This window comes from Ralstonia insidiosa (assembly GCF_008801405.1).
Lineage (GTDB): Bacteria > Pseudomonadota > Gammaproteobacteria > Burkholderiales > Burkholderiaceae > Ralstonia > Ralstonia insidiosa.
Map to the genome: position 1 here is coordinate 1717371 of NZ_VZPV01000001.1, position 20851 is coordinate 1738221.

18 protein-coding genes and 1 pseudogene are annotated in these 20851 nt (G+C 62.5%); 11 read left to right on the forward strand and 8 right to left on the reverse strand.

Annotated features, from left to right (window positions below; translation table 11 throughout):
* Window positions 1–25 precede the first annotated feature (25 nt).
* The 8 genes and pseudogenes from F7R11_RS08250 to F7R11_RS08285 form a co-directional block, all read right to left on the reverse strand.
* Window positions 26–1237, reverse strand: coding sequence for a DUF2863 family protein (locus tag F7R11_RS08250; protein WP_021194932.1), 1212 nt, complete (start codon window positions 1235–1237; stop codon window positions 26–28).
* A gap of 83 nt (window positions 1238–1320) precedes the next feature.
* Window positions 1321–1608 (reverse strand): hypothetical protein, encoded by a 288-nt coding sequence (locus F7R11_RS08255; RefSeq protein WP_082932796.1) that lies wholly within the window; start codon window positions 1606–1608, stop codon window positions 1321–1323.
* A gap of 200 nt (window positions 1609–1808) precedes the next feature.
* A complete protein-coding gene (acnA, locus tag F7R11_RS08260) occupies window positions 1809–4514 on the reverse strand; it encodes an aconitate hydratase AcnA (protein ID WP_064802564.1) in 2706 nt (901 codons plus the stop codon).
* A gap of 76 nt (window positions 4515–4590) precedes the next feature.
* Entirely contained in the window at window positions 4591–6027 is a 1437-nt protein-coding gene (locus F7R11_RS08265; protein ID WP_064802566.1) for a bifunctional 2-methylcitrate dehydratase/aconitate hydratase, read from the reverse strand.
* A gap of 35 nt (window positions 6028–6062) precedes the next feature.
* Window positions 6063–6605 carry a hypothetical protein gene (locus tag F7R11_RS08270; protein ID WP_021194929.1) on the reverse strand — a complete coding sequence of 181 codons (543 nt, stop codon included), beginning with the start codon at window positions 6603–6605 and terminating at the stop codon, window positions 6063–6065.
* Between the two features lie 332 nt (window positions 6606–6937).
* Window positions 6938–7093: pseudogene (prpB, locus tag F7R11_RS08275) on the reverse strand (methylisocitrate lyase); the annotation flags it as partial.
* A gap of 12 nt (window positions 7094–7105) precedes the next feature.
* Window positions 7106–8086 carry an HpcH/HpaI aldolase/citrate lyase family protein gene (locus tag F7R11_RS08280; RefSeq protein ID WP_064802570.1) on the reverse strand — a complete coding sequence of 327 codons (981 nt, stop codon included), beginning with the start codon at window positions 8084–8086 and terminating at the stop codon, window positions 7106–7108.
* Between the two features lie 101 nt (window positions 8087–8187).
* Complete coding sequence (locus F7R11_RS08285) at window positions 8188–9177, reverse strand: malate dehydrogenase (RefSeq protein WP_021194926.1); 990 nt, start codon at window positions 9175–9177, stop codon at window positions 8188–8190.
* Between the two features lie 355 nt (window positions 9178–9532).
* Here F7R11_RS08285 and F7R11_RS08290 point away from each other — a divergent pair, with 355 nt between their 5' ends.
* The 11 genes from F7R11_RS08290 to asd all read left to right on the forward strand — a co-directional run bounded on the left by F7R11_RS08290 (window position 9533) and on the right by asd (window position 20527).
* Entirely contained in the window at window positions 9533–10345 is an 813-nt protein-coding gene (locus tag F7R11_RS08290) for a GntR family transcriptional regulator (RefSeq protein ID WP_031329360.1), read from the forward strand.
* 255 nt (window positions 10346–10600) lie between these two features.
* Entirely contained in the window at window positions 10601–11011 is a 411-nt protein-coding gene (gene sdhC, locus F7R11_RS08295) for a succinate dehydrogenase, cytochrome b556 subunit (protein WP_021194923.1), read from the forward strand.
* 10 nt (window positions 11012–11021) lie between these two features.
* The gene (sdhD, locus tag F7R11_RS08300; RefSeq protein ID WP_021194922.1) at window positions 11022–11387 is read left to right on the forward strand and encodes a succinate dehydrogenase, hydrophobic membrane anchor protein; all 366 of its coding nucleotides are present in this window, start codon (window positions 11022–11024) and stop codon (window positions 11385–11387) included.
* Window positions 11388–11390: 3 nt separating this feature from the next.
* A complete protein-coding gene (gene sdhA, locus F7R11_RS08305) occupies window positions 11391–13169 on the forward strand; it encodes a succinate dehydrogenase flavoprotein subunit (RefSeq protein ID WP_021194921.1) in 1779 nt (592 codons plus the stop codon).
* A gap of 18 nt (window positions 13170–13187) precedes the next feature.
* Window positions 13188–13889, forward strand: coding sequence for a succinate dehydrogenase iron-sulfur subunit (locus tag F7R11_RS08310; protein ID WP_021194920.1), 702 nt, complete (start codon window positions 13188–13190; stop codon window positions 13887–13889).
* Window positions 13890–13948: 59 nt separating this feature from the next.
* Window positions 13949–14236: an FAD assembly factor SdhE gene (locus F7R11_RS08315; RefSeq protein WP_021194919.1), complete on the forward strand. Its 288-nt coding sequence runs from the start codon at window positions 13949–13951 to the stop codon at window positions 14234–14236.
* A gap of 134 nt (window positions 14237–14370) precedes the next feature.
* The gene (gltA, locus tag F7R11_RS08320) at window positions 14371–15672 is read left to right on the forward strand and encodes a citrate synthase (protein ID WP_021194918.1); all 1302 of its coding nucleotides are present in this window, start codon (window positions 14371–14373) and stop codon (window positions 15670–15672) included.
* A 211-nt stretch (window positions 15673–15883) separates the two neighbouring features.
* Window positions 15884–17293, forward strand: coding sequence for a 3-isopropylmalate dehydratase large subunit (gene leuC, locus F7R11_RS08325; RefSeq protein ID WP_064806247.1), 1410 nt, complete (start codon window positions 15884–15886; stop codon window positions 17291–17293).
* Window positions 17294–17316: 23 nt separating this feature from the next.
* A complete protein-coding gene (gene leuD / locus F7R11_RS08330) occupies window positions 17317–17967 on the forward strand; it encodes a 3-isopropylmalate dehydratase small subunit (protein ID WP_021194916.1) in 651 nt (216 codons plus the stop codon).
* Between the two features lie 39 nt (window positions 17968–18006).
* A complete protein-coding gene (gene leuB / locus F7R11_RS08335; protein ID WP_021194915.1) occupies window positions 18007–19077 on the forward strand; it encodes a 3-isopropylmalate dehydrogenase in 1071 nt (356 codons plus the stop codon).
* Between the two features lie 346 nt (window positions 19078–19423).
* Complete coding sequence (asd, locus tag F7R11_RS08340; RefSeq protein WP_064802572.1) at window positions 19424–20527, forward strand: aspartate-semialdehyde dehydrogenase; 1104 nt, start codon at window positions 19424–19426, stop codon at window positions 20525–20527.
* The last annotated feature ends 324 nt before the right edge of the window (window positions 20528–20851 follow it).

The window sequence follows — 20851 nt, forward strand, 5'->3', positions numbered from 1 at the left end:
CGTTTTTTTTGCTCGCGAGGCCGTGTCAGTGGAACAGCGGCTGCTGCGTCGGCGCGTCTTCCGGCATCTCTGCATGCACGATTTCGGCAGCGCGGTCGGCATAGAGCGGCGCACCGCAGTCTTCGCAATATTCCGGCTCGAAGAGCTGGCCGTGGCGGAAGATGTCTTCGATGCCGCAGGCACGCAGCTCGTCGCAAATCTGCTCCAGCGGGCTGCCGGGCTCGCCTTCCGCGGCGACATCGGTGGCGCCGCCATCGCGGCCGTAGACGGGCCAGACGATGCCGTAGATCAGTTCTTTCTCACCGCGCACGGTAAAGGCCACGCGGTACTCTTCGATCTGCTCCTCCCCGAACGCGCCGATGATCGCGCCAAAGCGATTGGCCGGTAGATCCAGCGCACCTTGCAGGTAGTTGACGGCGGCACGCACGGTCAGCGGGCGGATCTGCTTGTCGGATTCGCGGCAGGACAGGAAGAAGGCGTCCGGCAGCAGCAGTTCGAACTCGCAGCCCGGCATCAGCGTGGAGATGGTCGGCGTGACTTGCTCGCGCCATTGCTCCAGGCAGGTGGAGCGCTCGGCGTGGTGTTCCTTGGCGTCTTCCTGCCAGCGGAACAGCGGTTGGCCGTGCTGAGCCACGACGATGGCGACCAGGTAGCGCGGGTCGGCCAGGATGGGCGCCGTTTCGGGCATGTCGCGCAGGTCTACCTTGGGCTGTTGGCCCGACAGCGCATACGCCGCCAGCTTGTGCGTGAGCGCAAAGGTGTCGGAGTGCGTGCGTGGGAGCTGGTCGATGCTGTAAAGATAGGGCGCGAGCGCCACGCGGGCGCCGGACGCCATCACGTGCGCCTGCAGGTGCACCTGCAGCGTCTGCGCCAGTTCCGGCTTGATGGTGCCCGACGGAATCATGTAGCGCGTGTGCGCGAGGATGGGCGCCGCAATCAGCAGCGCATCGTACTCAACACCCCCAGAAGTGAACACCGCCGATTCGGCCAGTGTCTCGGCCTGTTCGGCCAGCACGTCGGAGGCTTCCTCGTTGTGCTTGAAGAGATGGTCGAGTGCGGCGTCGAGTGCGGTCTGGCTGCCGTTCTTGAGCAGCCGGGAAAGACGTTCGGACAGCCGTTGTTCCCAGTAGACGTCTTCGATACGACTGCCTGACGCATCAAGCGCCAGGGCATCGGCGACGAGCCGTTCTGCATCGGGGGAAAGACGTTGGGGGGCCTTGGAGCGGAATCCTGCCATGCTGTGCCGTACCGGTCGATTGGAAAGAAGGGGCGTTATTTTACCCTTGGTCGCTGCTGTGTGATGCGTTGTCGGCGAAACTCCTAAGGCTTGGCAGCGGGCGCCGATGCATCGGTCGCCACGTCATGGGCTGCTGCCGGGGCGGATATGGCTACCGGTTCCGATGCTGCCGGTGCGCTCGCGGGGGCGGTAGGCGCTACAGCAGAAGCGGGGGTCTCCATCGGCGGGGGTGGCGGTACGGGCGCGGCCGTCACGGCAGGTGAGGTTGCTGTTGCGGCAGTCGGTGCCGGAGCATCGGTCTGAGGTGCCTTGAACAGGATGTAGAACACGGCGGCCGCCACGACGAGTAGGGCGAGGACCACTTTGGCCATGGGTGCGAAGCTCCTGCTGGTGAAACCATTGTGCGATGGCCGGGGGGACTGCCGGGGGGGACTGCTTTACGCGGCCTAATCGGCACACTCTACCAAAGCCCGGGCACGGATTGGGGCATCGTCACCTTGTTTGATTTCGTTCGGCAATAAAAAAAGCCGGCTCCTAAGAGCCGGCTTCCGATCGACAGCGCAGCGGTGGTTTAGGCCGCCAGCAGCTGACGCAGCACGAACGGCAGGATACCGCCGTGCTTGTAGTAGTCGACTTCGATCGGCGTATCGATGCGCAGCAGCACTTGCGCGCGGGTGGTCTCGCCATTGGCGCGCTTGATCACCAGAGTGACGTCCTGTTGCGGCTTGATTTCGCCTTCCAGGCCTTCGATGTCGAAGGTCTCGTCGCCGATGATGCCCAGCGATTGCACCGAGTCGTTGCCCTTGAACTGCAGCGGCAGCACGCCCATGCCGACCAGGTTCGAGCGGTGGATGCGCTCGAAGCTGCGTGCGATCACGGCCTTCACGCCCAGCAGTTGCGTGCCCTTGGCGGCCCAGTCACGCGAGCTGCCCGTGCCGTATTCTTCGCCACCAAACACGACCGTCGGCGTGCCTTCAGCGATGTACTTCATGGCGGCGTCGTAGATCGACATTTGCTCGCCGCTCGGCTGGAACAGCGTTTCGCCGCCTTCCACGCGCGAGCCGTCGGCCTTCGGCGGGATCATCAGGTTCTTGATGCGCACGTTTGCAAACGTGCCGCGCATCATCACCTCATGGTTGCCGCGGCGCGAGCCGTAGCTGTTGAAGTCGGCCTTGAGCACGCCGTTGGCCAGCAGGTACTTGCCAGCCGGCGACGTTTCCTTGATCGAACCGGCCGGGGAGATGTGGTCGGTCGTCACGGAATCGCCAAACACGCCCAGGGCACGTGCGCCCGACACCGATGCCGAAGCCGCGGCCGGCGTCATGCCAAAGCCTTCGAAGAACGGCGGCTCGGCGATGTACGTCGACTTCGGCCAGTCATAGACCTGACCCTTCGTGCCCTTGACGTTGGCCCACAGCTTGGACGGCTTCTTGACCTGCTCGTAGTTCGTGCGGAACGTGTCTGCGTTCATCGCGAACTTCATCAGCTTGGCGATCTCGTCCGAGGTCGGCCAGATGTCGCCCAGATAGATGTCGCGGCCATCGTTGCCCTGGCCAACCGGCTGGGTCATCAGGTCGCGCGTGACGTTGCCGGCGATGGCGTAGGCCACGACCAGCGGCGGCGAGGCCAGGAAGTTGGCGCGGATGTTCGGGTGGATGCGCGCTTCAAAGTTGCGGTTGCCCGACAGCACGGCAGCCGCCACGATATCGTTCTTCACGATGGTCTCGTTCAGCTCCGGCGTCAGGTCGCCGGCGTTGCCGATACACGTCGTGCAACCGTACGCCGTCACGCCGAAGCCCAGCTTTTCCAGGTACGGCAGCAGGCCAGCCGCTTCCAGGTACTTCGTCACCACGCGGCTTCCCGGGGCGAGCGAGGTCTTGATGTGCGGTGCGACCTGCAGACCGGCTTCCACCGCCTTCTTGGCCAGCAGGCCGGCGGCCAGCAGCACGCTCGGGTTCGAGGTGTTCGTGCACGAGGTGATGGCCGCGATCAGCACGTCGCCGCTCTTCACTTCGATACCGTCGGTCGTCGTGTAGCCCTTGTCGAGATCGTCGGCGTTCTTGTTGAAGCCGTTTTCGGCCACAGGCTTGGAGAACAGCGACGAGAAGGTCGACTTCACGTTGCCGATTTCGATACGGTCTTGCGGGCGCTTCGGACCAGCCAGCGACGGGGCCACCGTGGAGAGGTCCAGCGTCAGCGTCTTGGTGTAGTCAATCTCACCGGCCTTCGGCACGCCAAACAGCTTCTGTGCCTTGAAGTAGGCTTCGAACGCGTTGATTTCTTCCTTGGTGCGGCCCGTGCCCTTGAAGTAGTCGATGGTCTTGCCATCAACCGGGAAGAAGCCCATCGTGGCGCCGTATTCCGGGGCCATGTTGCCGATGGTCGCGCGGTCCGGCAGCGACAGGCTGGCCGTGCCTTCGCCGAAGAACTCGACGAACTTGCCGACAACCTTCTCCTTGCGCAGCAGCTCGGTAATGGTGAGCACCAGGTCGGTGGCCGTGCAGCCTTCGCGCAGGCGGCCCTTCAGTTCCACGCCCACCACGTCCGGCGTCAGGAAGTACACCGGCTGACCCAGCATGCCGGCTTCCGCCTCGATGCCGCCCACGCCCCAGCCCACCACGCCGATCCCGTTGATCATGGTGGTGTGGCTGTCGGTGCCGACCAGGGTGTCGGGGTAGTACACGCCGCTCTTCTTATGGACGCCACGTGCCAGGTATTCCAGGTTGACCTGGTGGACGATGCCGAAGCCCGGTTGCACCACGCCAAACGTGTCGAATGCCTGCATGCCCCACTTCATGAACTGGTAGCGCTCGTTGTTGCGCGAGAACTCCAGTTGCATGTTCAGATCCAGCGCCTTCTTCTCACGGAAGTGGTCGATCTGCACGGAGTGGTCCACCACCAGGTCGACCGGCACCAGCGGCTCGATCTTCTTGGGGTTCTTGCCCATGCGCTCGGCCACGTTGCGCATGGCGGCCAAGTCGGCCAGCAGCGGCACGCCGGTGAAGTCCTGCAGCACCACGCGGGCGACCACGAACGGGATCTCATCAACGCGCTCGGCGTTCGGCTTCCAGTTGGCCAGTTGCGCGACGTGCTCTTCGGTCACCTTCTTGCCGTCGCAGTTGCGCAGCACCGATTCCAGCACGATACGGATCGACACCGGCAGGCGCTCGATCGCCACGCCCAGTTCCTTGCCCAGTTGTGGCAGGGAATGGAACTTGCCGGTCTGGCCGCCGTTGATCTTGAATTCCTTGAGTGTTTTTTTCAGGTTGTGGGGCATGGCATGACTCCAGGCTTGAGGATGCGCAGGGCACCGGGGTGCCCCTTGCGGATACATCAGATCGACCAACTCAAATTTAAATCACATACAAATCGACATACGCATTGACCGGCATCGCTTCCAGAGCCTTCTGGTCCAGCGATACCGCCAGGATCGCGTCCTGCTGCCTGGCCGGGAAACGGCGGGCCAGGTTGGTCCTGAATTTCTCGACCAATAGTGGCATGCCTTCCTTGCGCCGCCGCTGATGGCCGATCGGGTACTCCACCACGACTTCCTTGAGCGTCTTGCCATCCTTGAACTGGACAGTGATCGCATTGGCGATCGAACGCTTCTCGGGGGCGTGGTAATCCTGAGTGAACTGCTTGTCTTCCACGCAGACGATCTTCTTGCGCAGCGCATCGATGCGCGGGTCGCGGGCGACGTTGTCTTCGTAGTCTTCCGCCGTCAGTCGGCCGAAAATGAGCGGCACGGCGACCATGTACTGGATGCAATGGTCGCGGTCTGCCGGGTTGGCGAGCGGCCCTTGCTTGTCGATGATGCGCAGCGCCGCCTCGTGCGTGCGGATCGTGATCTTTGCAATGTCGTCTACGGTCTTGCCGGCCTTCGCAAGTGCCTTGTGCAGTGTCATGGCCGCTTCCACAGCGGTCTGCGCATGGAATTCGGCCGGAAAGCTGATCTTGAACAGTACGTTTTCCATCACGTACGTGCCGTATTTGCGCTGGAACTTGAACGGCTGGCCCTTGAAGGACACATCGTAGAAGCCCCAACCCTTGGCAGTGAGGGCAGAGGGATAACCCATTTCGCCCGTTTGGGCCATCAGCGCCAGGCGCACGCCGCGGCTGGTCGCATCGCCTGCCGCCCATGATTTGCGGCTGCCGGTATTCGGCGCGTGGCGGTAGGTGCGCGGCGCCTGACCATCGACCCACGCCAGCGACACAGCGTTGATGATTTCGTCACGCGACAGCCCAAGCAATTGCCCGACCACCGCGGTGGTGGCGACCTTGACCAGCACGACATGGTCCAGCCCCACCTTGTTGAATGCATTTTCGAGCGCGATGCAGCCCTGGATCTCGTGGGCGCGGATCATCGCGGTCAGTACGTCTTTCATCACCAGCGGCTTCTTGCCGTTAGCGAGGTTTGTGCGGGACAACCAATCCGCCACGGCCAGAATGCCGCCGAGGTTGTCCGACGGGTGGCCCCATTCGGCAGCCAGCCACGTGTCGTTGAAATCCAGCCAGCGGATCATGGCGCCGATGTTGAACGCTGCCTGAACCGGATCGAGCTGGAATTGTGTGCCCGGGACCTTCGCGCCGTTCGGCACGATGGGCCCCAGGAGCTTGGTGCACGCCGGATACGACAGCGCCTCCAACCCGCAGCCCAAGGTGTCCAGCAGGCAATGGCGGGCCGTTTCATAGGCCGTCTTGCTGGTGAGCTTGGACTCGGTCACGTAGTCAACGATGTCGACGATGACCTTGTCAGGTTTCGGGCGGATGTTCGCAACCGATGCGGACATGGGGGGCTCCTACGGGCCTCTCGCGTTGATTCTCGTTACTGCTTGGCCGGCTGGGCAGCGTCCGGCGCGGGGGCCGGTGCCGGAGCAGCGTTGTCTTGCAGCATCAACGGCAGGCCGGCCGGAGCGCGCAGGGCGCCGGCTTGCGTGGGCGCCGGTGCGCCAGCGGCCATTTCGGCGGTCTGGCACTCGTCGGCCAGGCGGTGGCCTTCGTTGCGGTCAAACAGCATGGCCTTGGCCGGGATGACCACCAGGTCGAAGCCGGTCTTCTGGTCGAAGTAGCGGTCGGCGCCGGTGCGGGTCAGCTGGCGCGGCAGGTCGTAGTTCTTGCCCTTCCAGTGCAGCTTGATGATCTGATCGCGCGTCATGTCGCCGGCGACGTAGAACTCGTTGCCGAGTTCGCACTTCCATTGCACGCCATCCGGCTTGGCTGCAGCAACGGGCGCCGCCTTCTTGGCGGTCTTCTTGGCCGGGGCCTTCTTGGCAGCCGGCTTGGCGGGCGTGGTGGTCTGGGCGGCTGCGTATTGCGACGCGGCCAGCGAAAGAACGCCGGCGCAGGCGCCCACGATAAACTTGTTCATAAAGTTTCCTTCGGTAGAACAGGATGGGGGAGGCGACAGCCGCAGTCTGGGATTGCCACGGCATTTCGCGCACCGGCCGGTATTTTGACCGATTTGCACGCCGTGCCCAACGTTCTGTTACATGGCAACGCAACCCTTCGCCCAAACGGGGGGGTATTGGCCACGCACAGCCCGGTACCGGGCGATGTTCCTCTTGCCTTTCTTGCCCTGGCCGCTCTCCTTGTCGATGTGTGGTGATGGACTCGAGCAAACGTCGCTCAGCCGCGGTTCTGCGCGAACAGCGCGTCCAGCTTGGCTTCGTACTCGTGGTAACCAATGCTTTCGTACAGTTCCACGCCGCCGCCCGACAGGGTGATCACGCGGTAGCCGGCCCGCTTGGCCAGCAGGGCATGGTTGGCGTTGATGGTGCCGACAACCTGCAACGGTGCTTCTTCGACCAGGGCCTGGCGGAAGCGGGTGCCTGCGCCGGTTTGGTTGTTGTCGGTCATGGCCATTTCCTCTTACTCGAAGAAGCGCTTGGCGGCTGCAGGCGGCATGTCGACGCCGGTGGTGTGCGCACGTTGCAGCACGGCCCACCAGTAGCGGTAGCTTGCGCGGTCATGCAGACGCCCGTCGTGCTGGATCGGGCCCCACGACGCATCCTGCGCCGCGGCAAGAATGGCGGCTGCCTGTGTCACTTCTTCGTGCGACGGGCGGAACGCGGAAACGATTGGCGCGATCTGGTCCGGATGGATGCTCCACTTGCGCAGATAGCCAAATTCATTTCGGGCGCGTGCGGCATCGCGGCCGGCGCGGTCCGGGTGCTTGACGTCGGTGCTGACGTTGTGCGACGGGACTTTGCCGTGGGCGTGGCACGCAGCGGAAATGTCGGTCAGTGCACGGCGGATCAGCGGATGCTCGAACTGCTCCGGAGAACCCATCGCCGCACCCGGAATCGCGCCGTTATGTGCCGAGACAAAATCCATCAGCCCGAAACTCAGGCATTCCACCTGCACCAGCGATGCAATGTCGAACACTTGCGCCAGCGCCCCATGCGTTTCGATCAGCACGTGGATCGGCAGGTGTCGCGCGATGCCGGCTGCACGCGCGGCCTGATTGACGCGATCGGTCACGCGGGCCACCTCCACCACGTCGCGCACCTTGGGCACGGTCACATAGGCGAGGCGGCTGCCGGCCTGGCCGACAAGGATGTCGACGTCTTGCGTCCACGCATCGTGGTTCGGGTCATGGATGCGTACGCCGACGCGATTGAAGCGGTTGTCGTCGCTGTTGATGAGCGCGGCGGCCAGTTCGGCATGGGCGCGTTCCTGGCCGACGGCGGCGCCGTCTTCGCAGTCAAACGTGATATCGAAGACGGGGCCAAGGGTTTGTTGCAGGGCAAGCGATTTGCGCATGAGTTTCTCTGCGCCTGCATAGTGATCGCAGACCGGCAATTGGGCCGGGGCGGCGTCGTCCTGGAACAAAACCTCGGTGGGGTGCACTGCGTCGTATCGGGTTTGTGGCGTGCGTGACGCCTTGTTGGTGTAAAAAAACCGGAGGGTTCGTTGCCGATCCACTCCGGTTTTTCGTCAGATCATGCGTTTCAGCCCAGCAGGTGCTGCACGCCAGCGCGCTCGCCTTCCAGCTCGTCGAGCGTGATCTTGATCTTGCCTTGGCTGTACTCGTCGATCTCCAGACCCTTGACCACTTCGTACTTGCCGTTGGCGGTCGTGACCGGGAAGCCGAACATCACGTCTTGCGGGATGCCGTAATCGCCGTTGGACGGGATGCCCATCGTGACGATCTTGCCGTTCGAACCCAGCAGCCAATCGCGCACGTGGTCGATGGCAGCGCCGGCAGCCGAGGCAGCCGACGACAGGCCGCGTGCTTCGATGATGGCAGCGCCGCGCTTGCCGACGGTCGGCAGGAACACGTCGTTGTTCCACACCGGATCATTGATCATGTCCTTGACGCTCTTGCCGTCGATCGTGGCGTAGCGGTAGTCGGCGTACATCGTCGGGCTGTGGTTGCCCCACACGAACAGCTTCTCGATGCTCGACACCGGCTTGCCGGTCTTGGCGGCGATCTGCGACAGGGCACGGTTGTGGTCCAGGCGCAGCATGGCGGTGAAGTTCTCGCGCGGCAGGTCCGGCGCCGACTTCATGGCGATGTAGGCGTTGGTGTTGGCCGGGTTGCCGACCACCAGCACCTTGACGTTGCGCGAGGCAACGGCGTTCAGGGCCTTGCCCTGGGCCGTGAAGATCTGGGCGTTGGCGGACAGCAGGTCTGCACGCTCCATGCCCGGGCCGCGGGGGCGGGCGCCCACCAGCAGGGCCACGTCCACGTCCTTGAATGCGGTCATCGGGTCGGAGTGCGCTTCCATGCCGGCCAGCAGCGGGAAGGCGCAGTCGTCGAGCTCCATCATCACGCCCTTGAGCGCCTTCTGGGCCTTCTCATCCGGGATTTCCAGCAGTTGCAGGATGACGGGCTGATCTTTGCCCAGCATTTCGCCGGACGCGATACGGAACAGCAGGGCGTAACCGATCTGACCAGCCGCGCCGGTCACTGCGACGCGCATGGGTGCTTTTGCCATGAGAACTCTCCAAATGGGTGTGAAAAGCGGATCGCACTGCGCGCGGCGGGGCATCCTGGCGGGATGTCGGTGCAGCCTCGCAGGCATTGCCGGCAACGGTCGGCGCCTCGTGGGCGGTCGGCTCGGATTGGGCAAGAGCCTCGCAGTTTACTGCGTCCGCATGACGATGTGGAAACACCCTTGCGATGGATCTTGAAGCCTGCCGACGCAAGTGCGAAGCCCGTCGTCCGGAACAGGCGCGAGTGTAGGGCTGGCCTCGTTTGAAAGTCAATTGATCTTCTGTCTTATATAAGACATAAGACATTCTATAAACGGGCTGGACGCGTTTGCGGCTTTTGTGGTGAAATCGCCAGTTATGTCGAGTACATCCAGCCCTCAATCCGTCGTCGTGCCGCCGTCCAGTGGCGGTGAGGCGAGCGCACAGCCTGCGTCTGCGGGCGCTGGGGGCGGGTCACCCACGTTCAGCCCGCTGTATCAGCAGATCAAGACGCTGATCCTGCAAAGCCTGCAAGCCGGCGAATGGAAGCCGGGCGAAATGATCCCCAGCGAAATGGAGTTGGCTGCCCGCTACAAGGTGAGCCAGGGTACCGTGCGCAAGGCGATCGACGAACTGGCTGCCGAAAACCTGGTGGCACGCCGGCAGGGCAAGGGCACGTTCGTCACCACACATTACGAAGAGGGTGTGCAGTTCCGCTTCCTGCGATTGATGCCGGAGCAGGGCGAGCAGCACTACCCGAGCAGTCGCGTGCTGGAATGCAAGCGCATGCGCGCCCCGGCCGAGATTGCCCGTCTGCTCGATCTCAAGGCTGGCGACAGCGTTGTGCAGATCCGCCGCGTGCTGTTTTTCTCCAGCGAGCCGACGGTGTTTGAGGAGATTTGGCTGCCGGGTGCCAGTTTCAAAGGGTTGACGGCTGAAAAGCTGACCGAGTGGAAGGGCCCGATGTACGCGTTCTTCGAGGCGGAATTCGGTGTGCGCATGTTGCGTGCCACCGAGCGCATCCGCGCCGTGGCGGCCGATGCGGCCACGGGAGAGTTGCTGTCGGTGCAGGCAGGATCGCCGCTGTTGTCGGTGGAGCGCGTGTCGCATACGTTCGGCGACAAGCCGGTGGAGCTGCGCCGTGGCCTGTACGTCACGACGCGGCACTACTACCAGAACGAGTTGAATTGATGGCGCGCCGCCAGCCTGCCATGCGGGTTGGCGGCGTCTTGATTTGTGAGGCGCGCAACGGCGTATTGCGCGTCACGAAGAAGGTGTAGAACAGATAATTGCCCGCGCATCACGCCACTGGCAGGCGAGGGCAGGAAGCACAAAAATGGAGCGCGCCGAGTGGAATTATTGGTGCGCTGCGCAACAAAAGCGCGATAGAATCGTGCGGATTTTTGCAAAGCAGTTTTGTTAGTTGATTAGCCAATGGGGTCTGACATGGCAGAAGCCGTCAAGAAAGCCAGACCGGAATTCAGGAACATCGGTTTGGGCGATCTCGCCCGCTACCGTTTGCCCTGGGCCGGTAAGGTGTCCATCCTGCATCGTGCCAGCGGTGCACTGATGTTCCTTCTTCTTCCGTTCGTGCTGTACTTGCTCGAGCAAAGTCTCACGTCGGAAATCAGTTTCGCCAAGTTCACGGCGCTTCTGTCCGGTGGCTTCGCCAAGATTGTCGTTCTCGCACTGATCTGGGCTTACCTGCACCACTTCTGCGCCGGCATCCGCTACCTCCTCCTCGATCTGCATGTCGGTATCGACAAGGCCACCTCGGCCAAGTCGGCTGTGAGCGTGCTGATCGTCAGCCTGCTGCTGACCGTTGTGTTCGGCGCCAAGCTGTTCGGCCTGTTCTGAGGAGTTCCAGATGGCAAATAACAATATCGGTCCCAAGCGCCTCGTCGTTGGCGCGCACTACGGCCTGAAGGATTTCCTCGCGCAACGCGTCACTGCCGTGATCATGGCGGTCTACACCGTTGTGCTGCTGGCCGCGTTCCTGCTCTCGAAAGACACGTCGTATCAAAGCTGGGCTGGCCTGTTCGCCAACCAGTGGATGAAACTGCTGACGTTCGTAGCCTTCCTGTCGCTCACGTATCACGCCTGGATTGGCGTGCGTGACATCTGGATGGACTACGTGAAACCCGTGGCAGTGCGTTTGACGCTGCAAGTGTTGACGATTCTGTGGCTCGTTGGTTGTGCGGGCTACGCAGCTCAGATTCTCTGGAGGGTTTAAGACATGGTCGCAGTCAAGACTGGGCTGCCGCGCCGCAAGTTCGACGTCGTGATCGTCGGTGCGGGCGGTTCGGGCATGCGCGCATCGCTGCAGCTCGCTGAAGCCGGCCTCTCCGTGGCCGTGCTGTCCAAGGTTTTCCCCACCCGCTCGCACACCGTGGCGGCGCAGGGGGGTATCGGTGCTTCGCTGGGCAACATGAGCGAAGACAACTGGCACTATCACTTCTACGACACCATCAAGGGTTCCGACTGGCTCGGCGACCAGGATGCGATCGAGTTCATGTGCCGCCAGGCGCCGAACGTGGTCTATGAGCTGGAACACTTCGGCATGCCGTTCGACCGCAATGCCGACGGCACGATCTATCAGCGTCCGTTTGGTGGCCACACGTCGAATTACGGCGAGAAGCCGGTGCAGCGTGCCTGCGCCGCCGCTGACCGTACCGGCCACGCACTGCTGCACACGCTGTATCAGCGTAACGTGCGCGCCAAGACGCACTTCTTCACCGAGTGGATGGCGCTCGACCTGATCCGCGATCAGGAAGGCGACGTGCTGGGTGTGACCGCGCTGGAAATGGAAACCGGCGAGGTCTACATCCTCGAAGGCAAGACGACGCTGTTCGCCACGGGCGGTGCCGGCCGTATCTATGCCGCTTCCACCAACGCCTTCATCAACACCGGTGATGGCCTGGGCATGGCAGCACGCGCTGGCGTGCCGCTGGAAGACATGGAGTTCTGGCAGTTCCACCCGACCGGCGTGGCCGGCGCGGGCGTGCTGATCACGGAAGGCGTGCGCGGCGAAGGCGGCATCCTGCGTAACAAGGATGGCGAGCGCTTCATGGAGCGCTATGCCCCGACGCTGAAGGATCTGGCACCGCGTGACTTCGTGTCGCGCTCGATGGACCAGGAAATCAAGGAAGGCCGCGGCTGTGGCCCGAACGGCGACTACGTGCTGCTCGACCTGACCCACGTCGGTGCCGAGACCATCATGAAGCGCCTGCCGTCGATCCGCGAAATTGGCCTGAAGTTCGCCAACGTCGATGCGATCAAGGAACCGATTCCGGTCGTGCCGACCATCCACTATCAGATGGGCGGTATTCCGACCAACTATCACGGCCAGGTCGTGGTGCCGAAGAACGGCAGCCCGAATGAAGTCGTCAATGGCTTCTACGCCATCGGCGAGTGTTCGTGTGTGTCGGTGCACGGTGCCAACCGTCTGGGTACGAACTCGCTGCTCGACCTGGTGGTGTTCGGCCGTTCGGCGGGCAACCACATCATTGCGCAGAACCTGAAGAACCGCGAACACAAGCCGCTGCCGGCTGACGCCGCTGACTTCGCACTGTCGCGCCTGGCCAAGCTGGATTCGTCAAGCTCGGGCGAGTACGCGCAGGACGTTGCCAACGACATCCGCCGCAACATGCAGTCGCACGCGGGTGTGTTCCGCACGCAGGCCCTGATGGACGAAGGCGTCCAGCGCATCATGGAAGTGGCTGAGCGCAGCGCCAACATCCACCTGAAGGACAAGTCCAAGGTGTTCAACACCGCGCGCGTTGAAGCGCTGGAAGTGGCCAACCTGGTGGAAGTCGCCAAGGCGACGATGGTGTCGGCTGCTGCCCGCAAGGAATCGCGTGGCGCCCACGCCCACAGCGACTTCCCGAACCGCGACGACGAAAACTGGATGAAGCACACGCTGTACTACAGCGAAGGCAACCGTCTGGAATACAAGCCTGTGACGATGAAGCCGTTGACGGTAGAAAGCGTGCCGCCCAAGGCCCGTACGTTCTAACCGGAAGGACCCACAAAAATGAAGCGTATTTTTGAAGTCTATCGCTACGATCCGGACAAGGACGCAGCGCCCCGCATGCAGACCTACGAGGTCGAACTCGACGGTCACGAGCGCATGCTGCTCGACGCGTTGGTCAAGCTGAAGAAGCTGGACGAGTCGATCGCGTTCCGTCGTTCGTGCCGTGAAGGCGTGTGCGGCTCCGACGCCATGAACATCAACGGCAAGAATGGTCTGGCCTGCCTGACCAACATGCGTGAGTTGCCCGAGAAGATCGTGCTGCGTCCGCTGCCGGGGCTGCCCGTGGTGCGCGACCTGATCGTTGACATGACGCACTTCTTCAACCAGTACCACTCGATCAAGCCGTTCCTGATCAACGACGAGCCGCCGCCCGAGAAGGAGCGTCTGCAGTCGCCGGAAGAGCGCGAAGAGCTGGACGGTCTGTACGAGTGCATTCTGTGCGCGAGCTGCTCGACGTCGTGCCCGTCGTTCTGGTGGAACCCGGACAAGTTCGTCGGCCCGGCTGGCCTGCTGCAGGCTTACCGCTTCATCGCCGACAGCCGTGACCAAGCGACCAACGAGCGCCTCGACAACCTCGAAGACCCGTACCGCCTGTTCCGCTGTCACACCATCATGAACTGCGTCGATGTGTGCCCGAAGGGTCTGAACCCGACCAAGGCCATCGGCAAGATCAAGGAACTGATGGTGCGCCGCGCGGTGTAAATCGCAACGCACCCAGCGTCGCCGGAGCGGTTTTCCGGCGACGCGTCCTTTTGAGAAGCATGACCGCTGTGACTACCCCGACGTTCTCTCACCAATCCGATCCGCACAAACGCGCGCGTTTGCGCTGGCGTGCCCGACGCGGTTTGCTGGAGAACGATATCATCGTCGAGCGCTTCTTCAACCGCTACGAGACGGAGCTGTCAGATGATGACGTTGCTGCACTCTCGCAGTTGTTCGAGCTGCCCGACAACGACCTGATGGATCTCCTGCTTGCACGCAAGGAGCCGGAAGGTGATCTCGACGTGCCGGAAGTCAAGCACGTCCTGACCTTGCTGCGTTCGGTCTGATTGTTCGACCGCAGGCCAACGCGCGAGAGGTTGCCGCAAGACGAATCGGTCTAGCCGCCCCCACGGCACCCTGCGATCCGTCTGGCGGGAATCTCCCGACTTCATTTTCATAAACAGCAGAGAAGGAAACCGACATGACGCCGTCCGAAGTGAAAGCCACCCTATCGTTTTCCGATGGCTCGCCCAGCGTTGAGCTGCCGATCTACAAGGGCACGGTTGGCCCGGACGTGATCGACATCCGCAAGCTGTACGGTCAGACGGGCAAGTTCACGTACGACCCCGGCTTCATGTCGACCGCGTCGTGCAACTCCAAGATCACCTACATCGACGGCGACAAGGGTGAGCTGCTGTACCGCGGCTACGCCATCGACGATCTGGCTAGCAAGTGCGATTTCATGGAAATCTGCTATCTGCTGCTGAAGGGCGAACTGCCCAACGCCAAGCAGAAGGAAGAGTTCAACCATGTGGTGACGAATCACACCATGGTGCACGAGCAGATGCAGTTCTTCCTGCGCGGCTTCCGTCGTGACGCACACCCGATGGCCGTGCTGACGGGCTTGGTCGGTGCGATGAGCGCGTTCTACCCGGATGCTGCCAATATCAACGACCCGCGCGAGCGCGAGATTTCGCAGATCCGCCTGATCGCCAAGCTGCCGACGCTGGTGGCCATGGCGTACAAGTACAACATCGGCCAGCCGCTGATCTACCCGCAGAACAACCTGTCGTACACCGGCAACTTCATGCGCATGATGTTTGCCACGCCGTGTGAAGACTACAAGGTGAATCCGGTGCTGGAGCGTGCTCTGGACCGCATCTTCATCCTGCACGCCGATCACGAGCAAAACGCGTCGACCTCGACGGTGCGTCTGGCCGGCTCGTCGGGCACGAACCCGATCGCTGCCATCGCTGCCGGTATCGCTTGTCTGTGGGGCCCGGCGCACGGTGGTGCGAACGAAGCCGCACTGAACATGCTGGAAGAGATCGGCTCGGTGGACAAGGTTCCCGAGTTCATCAAGCAGGTCAAGGACAAGAACAGCGGCGTGCGCCTGATGGGCTTTGGCCACCGCGTGTACAAGAACTACGACCCGCGCGCCAAGCTGATGCGCGAAACCTGCCATGAAGTGCTGAACGAGCTGGGCCTGCACAACGACCCGCTGTTCAAGCTCGCCATGGAGCTGGAAAAGATCGCGCTGGAAGACGAGTACTTCGTCAGCCGCAAGCTGTATCCGAACGTCGACTTCTACTCGGGTATCGTGCAGCGCGCGCTGGGCATCCCGTCGTCGATGTTCACCTGCATCTTCGCGCTGGCCCGTTCGGTGGGCTGGATCTCGCAGTGGGAAGAGATGATTACCGATCCGGAATACAAGATCGGCCGTCCGCGCCAGCTGTTCAACGGTGCTGCTACGCGCGAAGTGCCGGCGATCGACAAGCGCTAAGCGAGTCTTTCCGCATCACAAGAACCCCGCCCGGGAAACCGGCGGGGTTTTTTGTCGCCCGAAGATTGCCCGGGCGAGCTTTCGCGAAATGACGAAACCCCCTTTCGCCAGTCACGTCCGGTGCGCAATGCACCGGGTGGCATAATCGATCACTCCCCACGAAACTGCTCGCGCAGCCGCCAGACATGGCGCGTTGTGCACGGATCGCATCATGGCCAAGACGCTCTACGACAAACTCTGGGACGATCACGTCGTTCATACCGAAGATGACGGCACGACTGTGCTCTACATCGATCGTCAACTGCTGCACGAGGTGACGAGCCCGCAGGCGTTCGAAGGCCTGAAGCTGGCGCAGCGTTCGGTCTGGCGCATCAGCGCCAATCTGGCCGTGTCGGACCACAACGTGCCGACCACCGACCGCTCGCATGGCATTGCCGATCCGGTTTCCAAGCTGCAGGTCGACACGCTCGATGCCAACTGCGACAGCTACGGCATCACGCAATTCAAGATGAACGACAAGCGTCAGGGCATCGTGCACGTGATCGGGCCGGAGCAGGGCGCGACGTTGCCGGGCATGACGGTGGTCTGCGGTGATTCGCATACCAGCACGCACGGCGCCTTCGGCGCGCTGGCGCACGGCATCGGCACGTCCGAAGTGGAGCACGTGCTCGCCACGCAGACGCTGCTCGCCAAGAAGAGCAAGAACATGCTCGTGAAGGTGGAAGGCACGCTGCCGCGCGGCTGCACCGCCAAGGACATCGTGCTCGCCATCATCGGCAAGATCGGCACGGCGGGCGGTACGGGTTATGCCATGGAATTCGGTGGCTCGGCTATCCGTGCGCTGTCGATGGAAGGGCGTATGACGGTGTGCAACATGGCGATCGAAGGTGGCGCACGTGCCGGCATGGTCGCCGTGGATGACGTCACGCTCGAATACATCAAGGGCCGCCCGTTCGCGCCGCAGGGCGTGGAGTGGGAGCAGGCCGTTACGTACTGGCGCACGCTGCATTCTGACGAAGGTGCGCACTTCGACCATGTGGTCGAGCTGCGCGCTGAAGAGATTCGCCCGCAAGTGAGCTGGGGCACGTCGCCGGAAATGGTGGTCAGCATTGAAGACCGCGTGCCGGATCCCGAGAAGGAAAAGGACCCGAACAAGCGCAACGCCATGGAGCGCGCGCTCGAATACATGGGCCTGCAGCCGAACGTCGCCATCAGCGATATCAACATCGACAAGGTCTTCATCGGCTCGTGCACCAACAGCCGTATCGAAGACATGCGCGCTGCTGCGTGGGTCGTTCAGAAGCTGGGCAAGCGCATTGCCTCCAACGTGAAGCTGGCGATGGTTGTGCCGGGCTCGGGCCTTGTGAAGGAACAGGCCGAGCGCGAAGGGCTCGACAAGATTTTCAAGGCGGCAGGTTTTGAATGGCGCGAGCCGGGTTGCTCGATGTGCCTGGCGATGAATGCCGATCGCCTGGACCCTGGCGAGCGCTGTGCATCGACCTCCAACCGCAACTTCGAAGGCCGTCAGGGCGCGGGTGGCCGCACCCACCTCGTGAGCCCGGCGATGGCCGCTGCGGCCGCGCTCGAAGGCCACTTCGTCGACGTGCGCAAGCTCGCTTGAGCGGCAGGATAGAGAGAGCAATCATGGAACAATTCACCATCCACACCGGCCTCGTGGCCCCGCTCGACCGCGAGAACGTCGACACCGACGCCATCATCCCGAAGCAATTCCTCAAGTCGATCAAGCGCACGGGCTTCGGCCCGAACCTGTTCGACGAGTGGCGCTACAAGGACGTTGGCGAACCCGGCCAAGACAACAGTAACCGTCCGCTGAACCCGGACTTCGTGCTGAACCAGCCGCGCTATCAAGGCGCATCGGTGCTGCTGGCGCGCAAGAACTTCGGCTGCGGCAGCTCGCGTGAGCACGCACCGTGGGCGCTGCAGCAGTACGGCTTCCGCGCCATCATCGCGCCGAGCTTTGCCGACATCTTCTTCAACAACTGCTTCAAGAACGGGCTGCTGCCGATCGTGCTGACAGAGTCGCAAGTCGACCACCTGTTCAACGAGACGCAAGCCTTCGTCGGTTATCAACTGACCGTTGATCTGGACAAGCAGGTTGTCGTAACGCCGGGTGGTACGGCCTATCCATTCGACATCACGGCGTTCCGCAAGTACTGCCTGCTTAACGGCTTCGATGACATCGGCCTGACCCTGCGCTATGCCGATCAGATCAAGGCCTACGAAGCGCAGCGCCTGGCCAAGATGCCGTGGCTTGCACACAAGCTCGTCGGCTGAGCTCGTCAACAGAACACGCAGAACAACAAGGACATACGCATGACCAAGATTGCAGTGTTGCCGGGTGACGGCATCGGTAAGGAAATCGTGGCCGAGGCCGTCAAGGTGCTGAATGCACTGGGCGAGTCGTTCGAGATGGAATTCGCGCCCGTTGGCGGCGCCGGCTATGAAGCCAAGGGCCATCCGCTGCCGGAAGACACGCTCAAGCTTGCCAAGGAAGCCGACGCCATCCTGTTCGGCGCCGTGGGCGACTGGAAGTACGACACGCTGGCGCGCGAACTGCGCCCCGAGCAGGCGATCCTCGGCTTGCGCAAGCATCTGCAGCTGTTCGCCAATTTCCGTCCGGCGATCTGCTATCCGGAACTGGCCGGCGCATCGAGCCTGAAGCCGGAGATCGTCGGTGGTCTCGACATCCTGATCGTGCGTGAACTGACCGGTGACATCTACTTCGGTCAACCGCGCGGTGTGCGTGCCGCACCGGACGGCCTGTTCGCCGGCGCGCGCGAAGGCTTCGACACCATGCGCTACAGCGAGCCAGAAATCCGCCGCATCGCGCACGTCGCCTTCCAGGCCGCCGCCAAGCGCGGCAAGAAGCTGTGCAGCGTCGACAAGGCCAATGTGCTCGAGACGTTCCAGTTCTGGAAGGACATCGTCACCGATGTGCACAAGGAATATCCGGAGGTCGAGCTGTCGCACATGTACGTCGATAACGCGGCCATGCAGCTCGTCAAGGCGCCGAAGAATTTCGACGTGATCGTCACCGGCAACATGTTCGGCGACATCCTGTCGGACGAGGCTGCCATGCTGACGGGCTCGATCGGCATGCTGCCGTCGGCGTCGCTCGACGCGAACAATAAGGGCCTGTACGAGCCGTCGCACGGTTCGGCACCGGACATCGCAGGTAAGGGCGTGGCCAACCCGCTGGCGACGATCCTGTCGGCGGCGATGATGCTGCGTTACTCGCTGGGCAAGGCCGAGCAGGCCGATCGCATCGAGAACGCCGTCAAGAAGGTGCTGGCTCAGGGCTATCGCACTGGCGACATTCTGACGCCGGGCTGCAAGCAGGTCGGCACGGTGGAAATGGGCGAAGCTGTGCTGGCAGCGCTGTAATTCATCGCGCACGTTGCGGTGCCGTCACCTAGTTGTGTCACGTGCGGCGCCGCAACGTTTTTTTTTTCGGCGAACGCATGTTGCAGCGCATTGTGTGTCCGCCAAATCGTGTATATTTTTACGAATGATCTCGACCGCGCTCCTCTTCGGCATTCTGGGTACCCTGGCTCTCGCAGCTACGGGCACCGCCGCACGCGCACGCATTGCGACTGTCGAGATTCGCACGACCACCAAAACCATTACGAAAAAAACGATCTCGTAGATCGTCCGGTCGTGTCCGCCTGCCTTCCCCGCGCGGTCACCGCCGGGCGCACGAGGCGGGGAAAATCACTAAGGGTTCCACATCATGAAGGTAGGTCTCGTCGGTTGGCGCGGCATGGTCGGCAGCGTGCTGATGCAGCGCATGCAGGAAGAAAAGGATTTCGACCTGATCGATACGGTGTTTTTCAGCACCAGCAACGCTGGCGGCAAGGCGCCTGCATTCGCCAAGACGGATGCGCCGCTGGCTGACGCCAACGACATCGAAGCGCTCAAGGCCTGCGACACGATCATCACGTGCCAGGGCGGCGACTACACTACCGAAGTCTTCCCGAAGCTGCGCGCTGCCGGCTGGAACGGCTACTGGATCGACGCCGCTTCGACGCTGCGTATGGAAGACGACGCCGTGATCGTGCTGGACCCGGTCAACCTGGGCCTGATCAAGAACGCGGTGGCGGCCGGTACCAAGAACTTCATCGGTGGCAATTGCACCAACTCCATCCTGCTGATGGGCGTGGGCGGTCTGTTCCGCGAAGGCCTGGTTGAGTGGGTCAGCTCGATGACCTACCAGGCGGCTTCGGGCGGTGGCGCGAACCACATGCGCGAACTGCTCAAGGGCATGGGCGTGATCCATGGTGCCGTGGCTGACGAGCTGGCCAACCCGGCATCGGCCATTCTGGACATCGATCGCAAGGTCGCCAAGACCATCCGCGAAGATGTGCCGACCGAGTTCTTCCCGGCACCGCTGGCGGGCGGTCTGATCCCCTGGATCGACAAGCAGCTCGACAACGGCCAGTCGAAGGAAGAGTGGAAGGGCCAGGCCGAGGTCAACAAGATTCTGGGCAACGCGCAGCCGGTTCCGGTGGATGGCCTTTGCGTACGTATCGGCGCGATGCGCTGCCACAGCCTGGGCCTGACGCTCAAGCTCAAGCGCGACCTGCCGCTCGAAGAGATCGAGCAGATCATCCGCTCGGGCAACCCGTGGGTGAAGTGGGTGCCGAACGATCGCAGCGTCACTGAGAAGGAACTGACGCCGGCGTCCATCACCGGTGGCCTGCAGATCGGCGTGGGCCGCGTACGCAAGCTGAACATGGGGCCGGAATACGTGAGCGCCTTCGTGATCGGCGACCAACTGCTCTGGGGCGCGGCGGAACCGCTGCGTCGCACGTTGCGCATCCTGCTGGGCAAGTGACCCCGGCTTTGCATTCGTTGTCGGGTCAGGTGGCGGCGATTGTCGTTGCGGCCTGACAACAGAAAGTGCGCTTTTTCTACCAACGCCGCGCGGCCTGCGCGGCGTTGTGCCATCTGGCCGCCCACGGGCTGTAACGTTGGTACACAATAGCGGCCAGAATTGCGGTATGAAAGCCGTCCACCCTTTCGTGGGGTGGACAGTTACGGGGAATAGTTAGCGCCACGTCGAAGCATTCGCACTCCGGGGGGTACGTCGGATGCTTCAGAATCTCGCCAATTGTGTCGTTTTGATAAAAGTCGACGGCGGTTCGAACCCTCAGCTTTT

Coding starts and splice junctions, on each gene's coding strand:
- F7R11_RS08250 (WP_021194932.1), bottom strand. CDS start 1,237: ATGGCAGGATTCCGCTCCAAGGCCCCCCAACGTCTTTCCCCCGATGCA.
- F7R11_RS08255 (WP_082932796.1), bottom strand. CDS start 1,608: ATGGCCAAAGTGGTCCTCGCCCTACTCGTCGTGGCGGCCGCCGTGTTC.
- acnA (WP_064802564.1), bottom strand. CDS start 4,514: ATGCCCCACAACCTGAAAAAAACACTCAAGGAATTCAAGATCAACGGC.
- F7R11_RS08265 (WP_064802566.1), bottom strand. CDS start 6,027: ATGTCCGCATCGGTTGCGAACATCCGCCCGAAACCTGACAAGGTCATC.
- F7R11_RS08270 (WP_021194929.1), bottom strand. CDS start 6,605: ATGAACAAGTTTATCGTGGGCGCCTGCGCCGGCGTTCTTTCGCTGGCC.
- F7R11_RS08285 (WP_021194926.1), bottom strand. CDS start 9,177: ATGGCAAAAGCACCCATGCGCGTCGCAGTGACCGGCGCGGCTGGTCAG.
- F7R11_RS08290 (WP_031329360.1), top strand. CDS start 9,533: ATGTCGAGTACATCCAGCCCTCAATCCGTCGTCGTGCCGCCGTCCAGT.
- sdhC (WP_021194923.1), top strand. CDS start 10,601: ATGGCAGAAGCCGTCAAGAAAGCCAGACCGGAATTCAGGAACATCGGT.
- sdhD (WP_021194922.1), top strand. CDS start 11,022: ATGGCAAATAACAATATCGGTCCCAAGCGCCTCGTCGTTGGCGCGCAC.
- sdhA (WP_021194921.1), top strand. CDS start 11,391: ATGGTCGCAGTCAAGACTGGGCTGCCGCGCCGCAAGTTCGACGTCGTG.
- F7R11_RS08310 (WP_021194920.1), top strand. CDS start 13,188: ATGAAGCGTATTTTTGAAGTCTATCGCTACGATCCGGACAAGGACGCA.
- F7R11_RS08315 (WP_021194919.1), top strand. CDS start 13,949: ATGACCGCTGTGACTACCCCGACGTTCTCTCACCAATCCGATCCGCAC.
- gltA (WP_021194918.1), top strand. CDS start 14,371: ATGACGCCGTCCGAAGTGAAAGCCACCCTATCGTTTTCCGATGGCTCG.
- leuC (WP_064806247.1), top strand. CDS start 15,884: ATGGCCAAGACGCTCTACGACAAACTCTGGGACGATCACGTCGTTCAT.
- leuD (WP_021194916.1), top strand. CDS start 17,317: ATGGAACAATTCACCATCCACACCGGCCTCGTGGCCCCGCTCGACCGC.
- leuB (WP_021194915.1), top strand. CDS start 18,007: ATGACCAAGATTGCAGTGTTGCCGGGTGACGGCATCGGTAAGGAAATC.
- asd (WP_064802572.1), top strand. CDS start 19,424: ATGAAGGTAGGTCTCGTCGGTTGGCGCGGCATGGTCGGCAGCGTGCTG.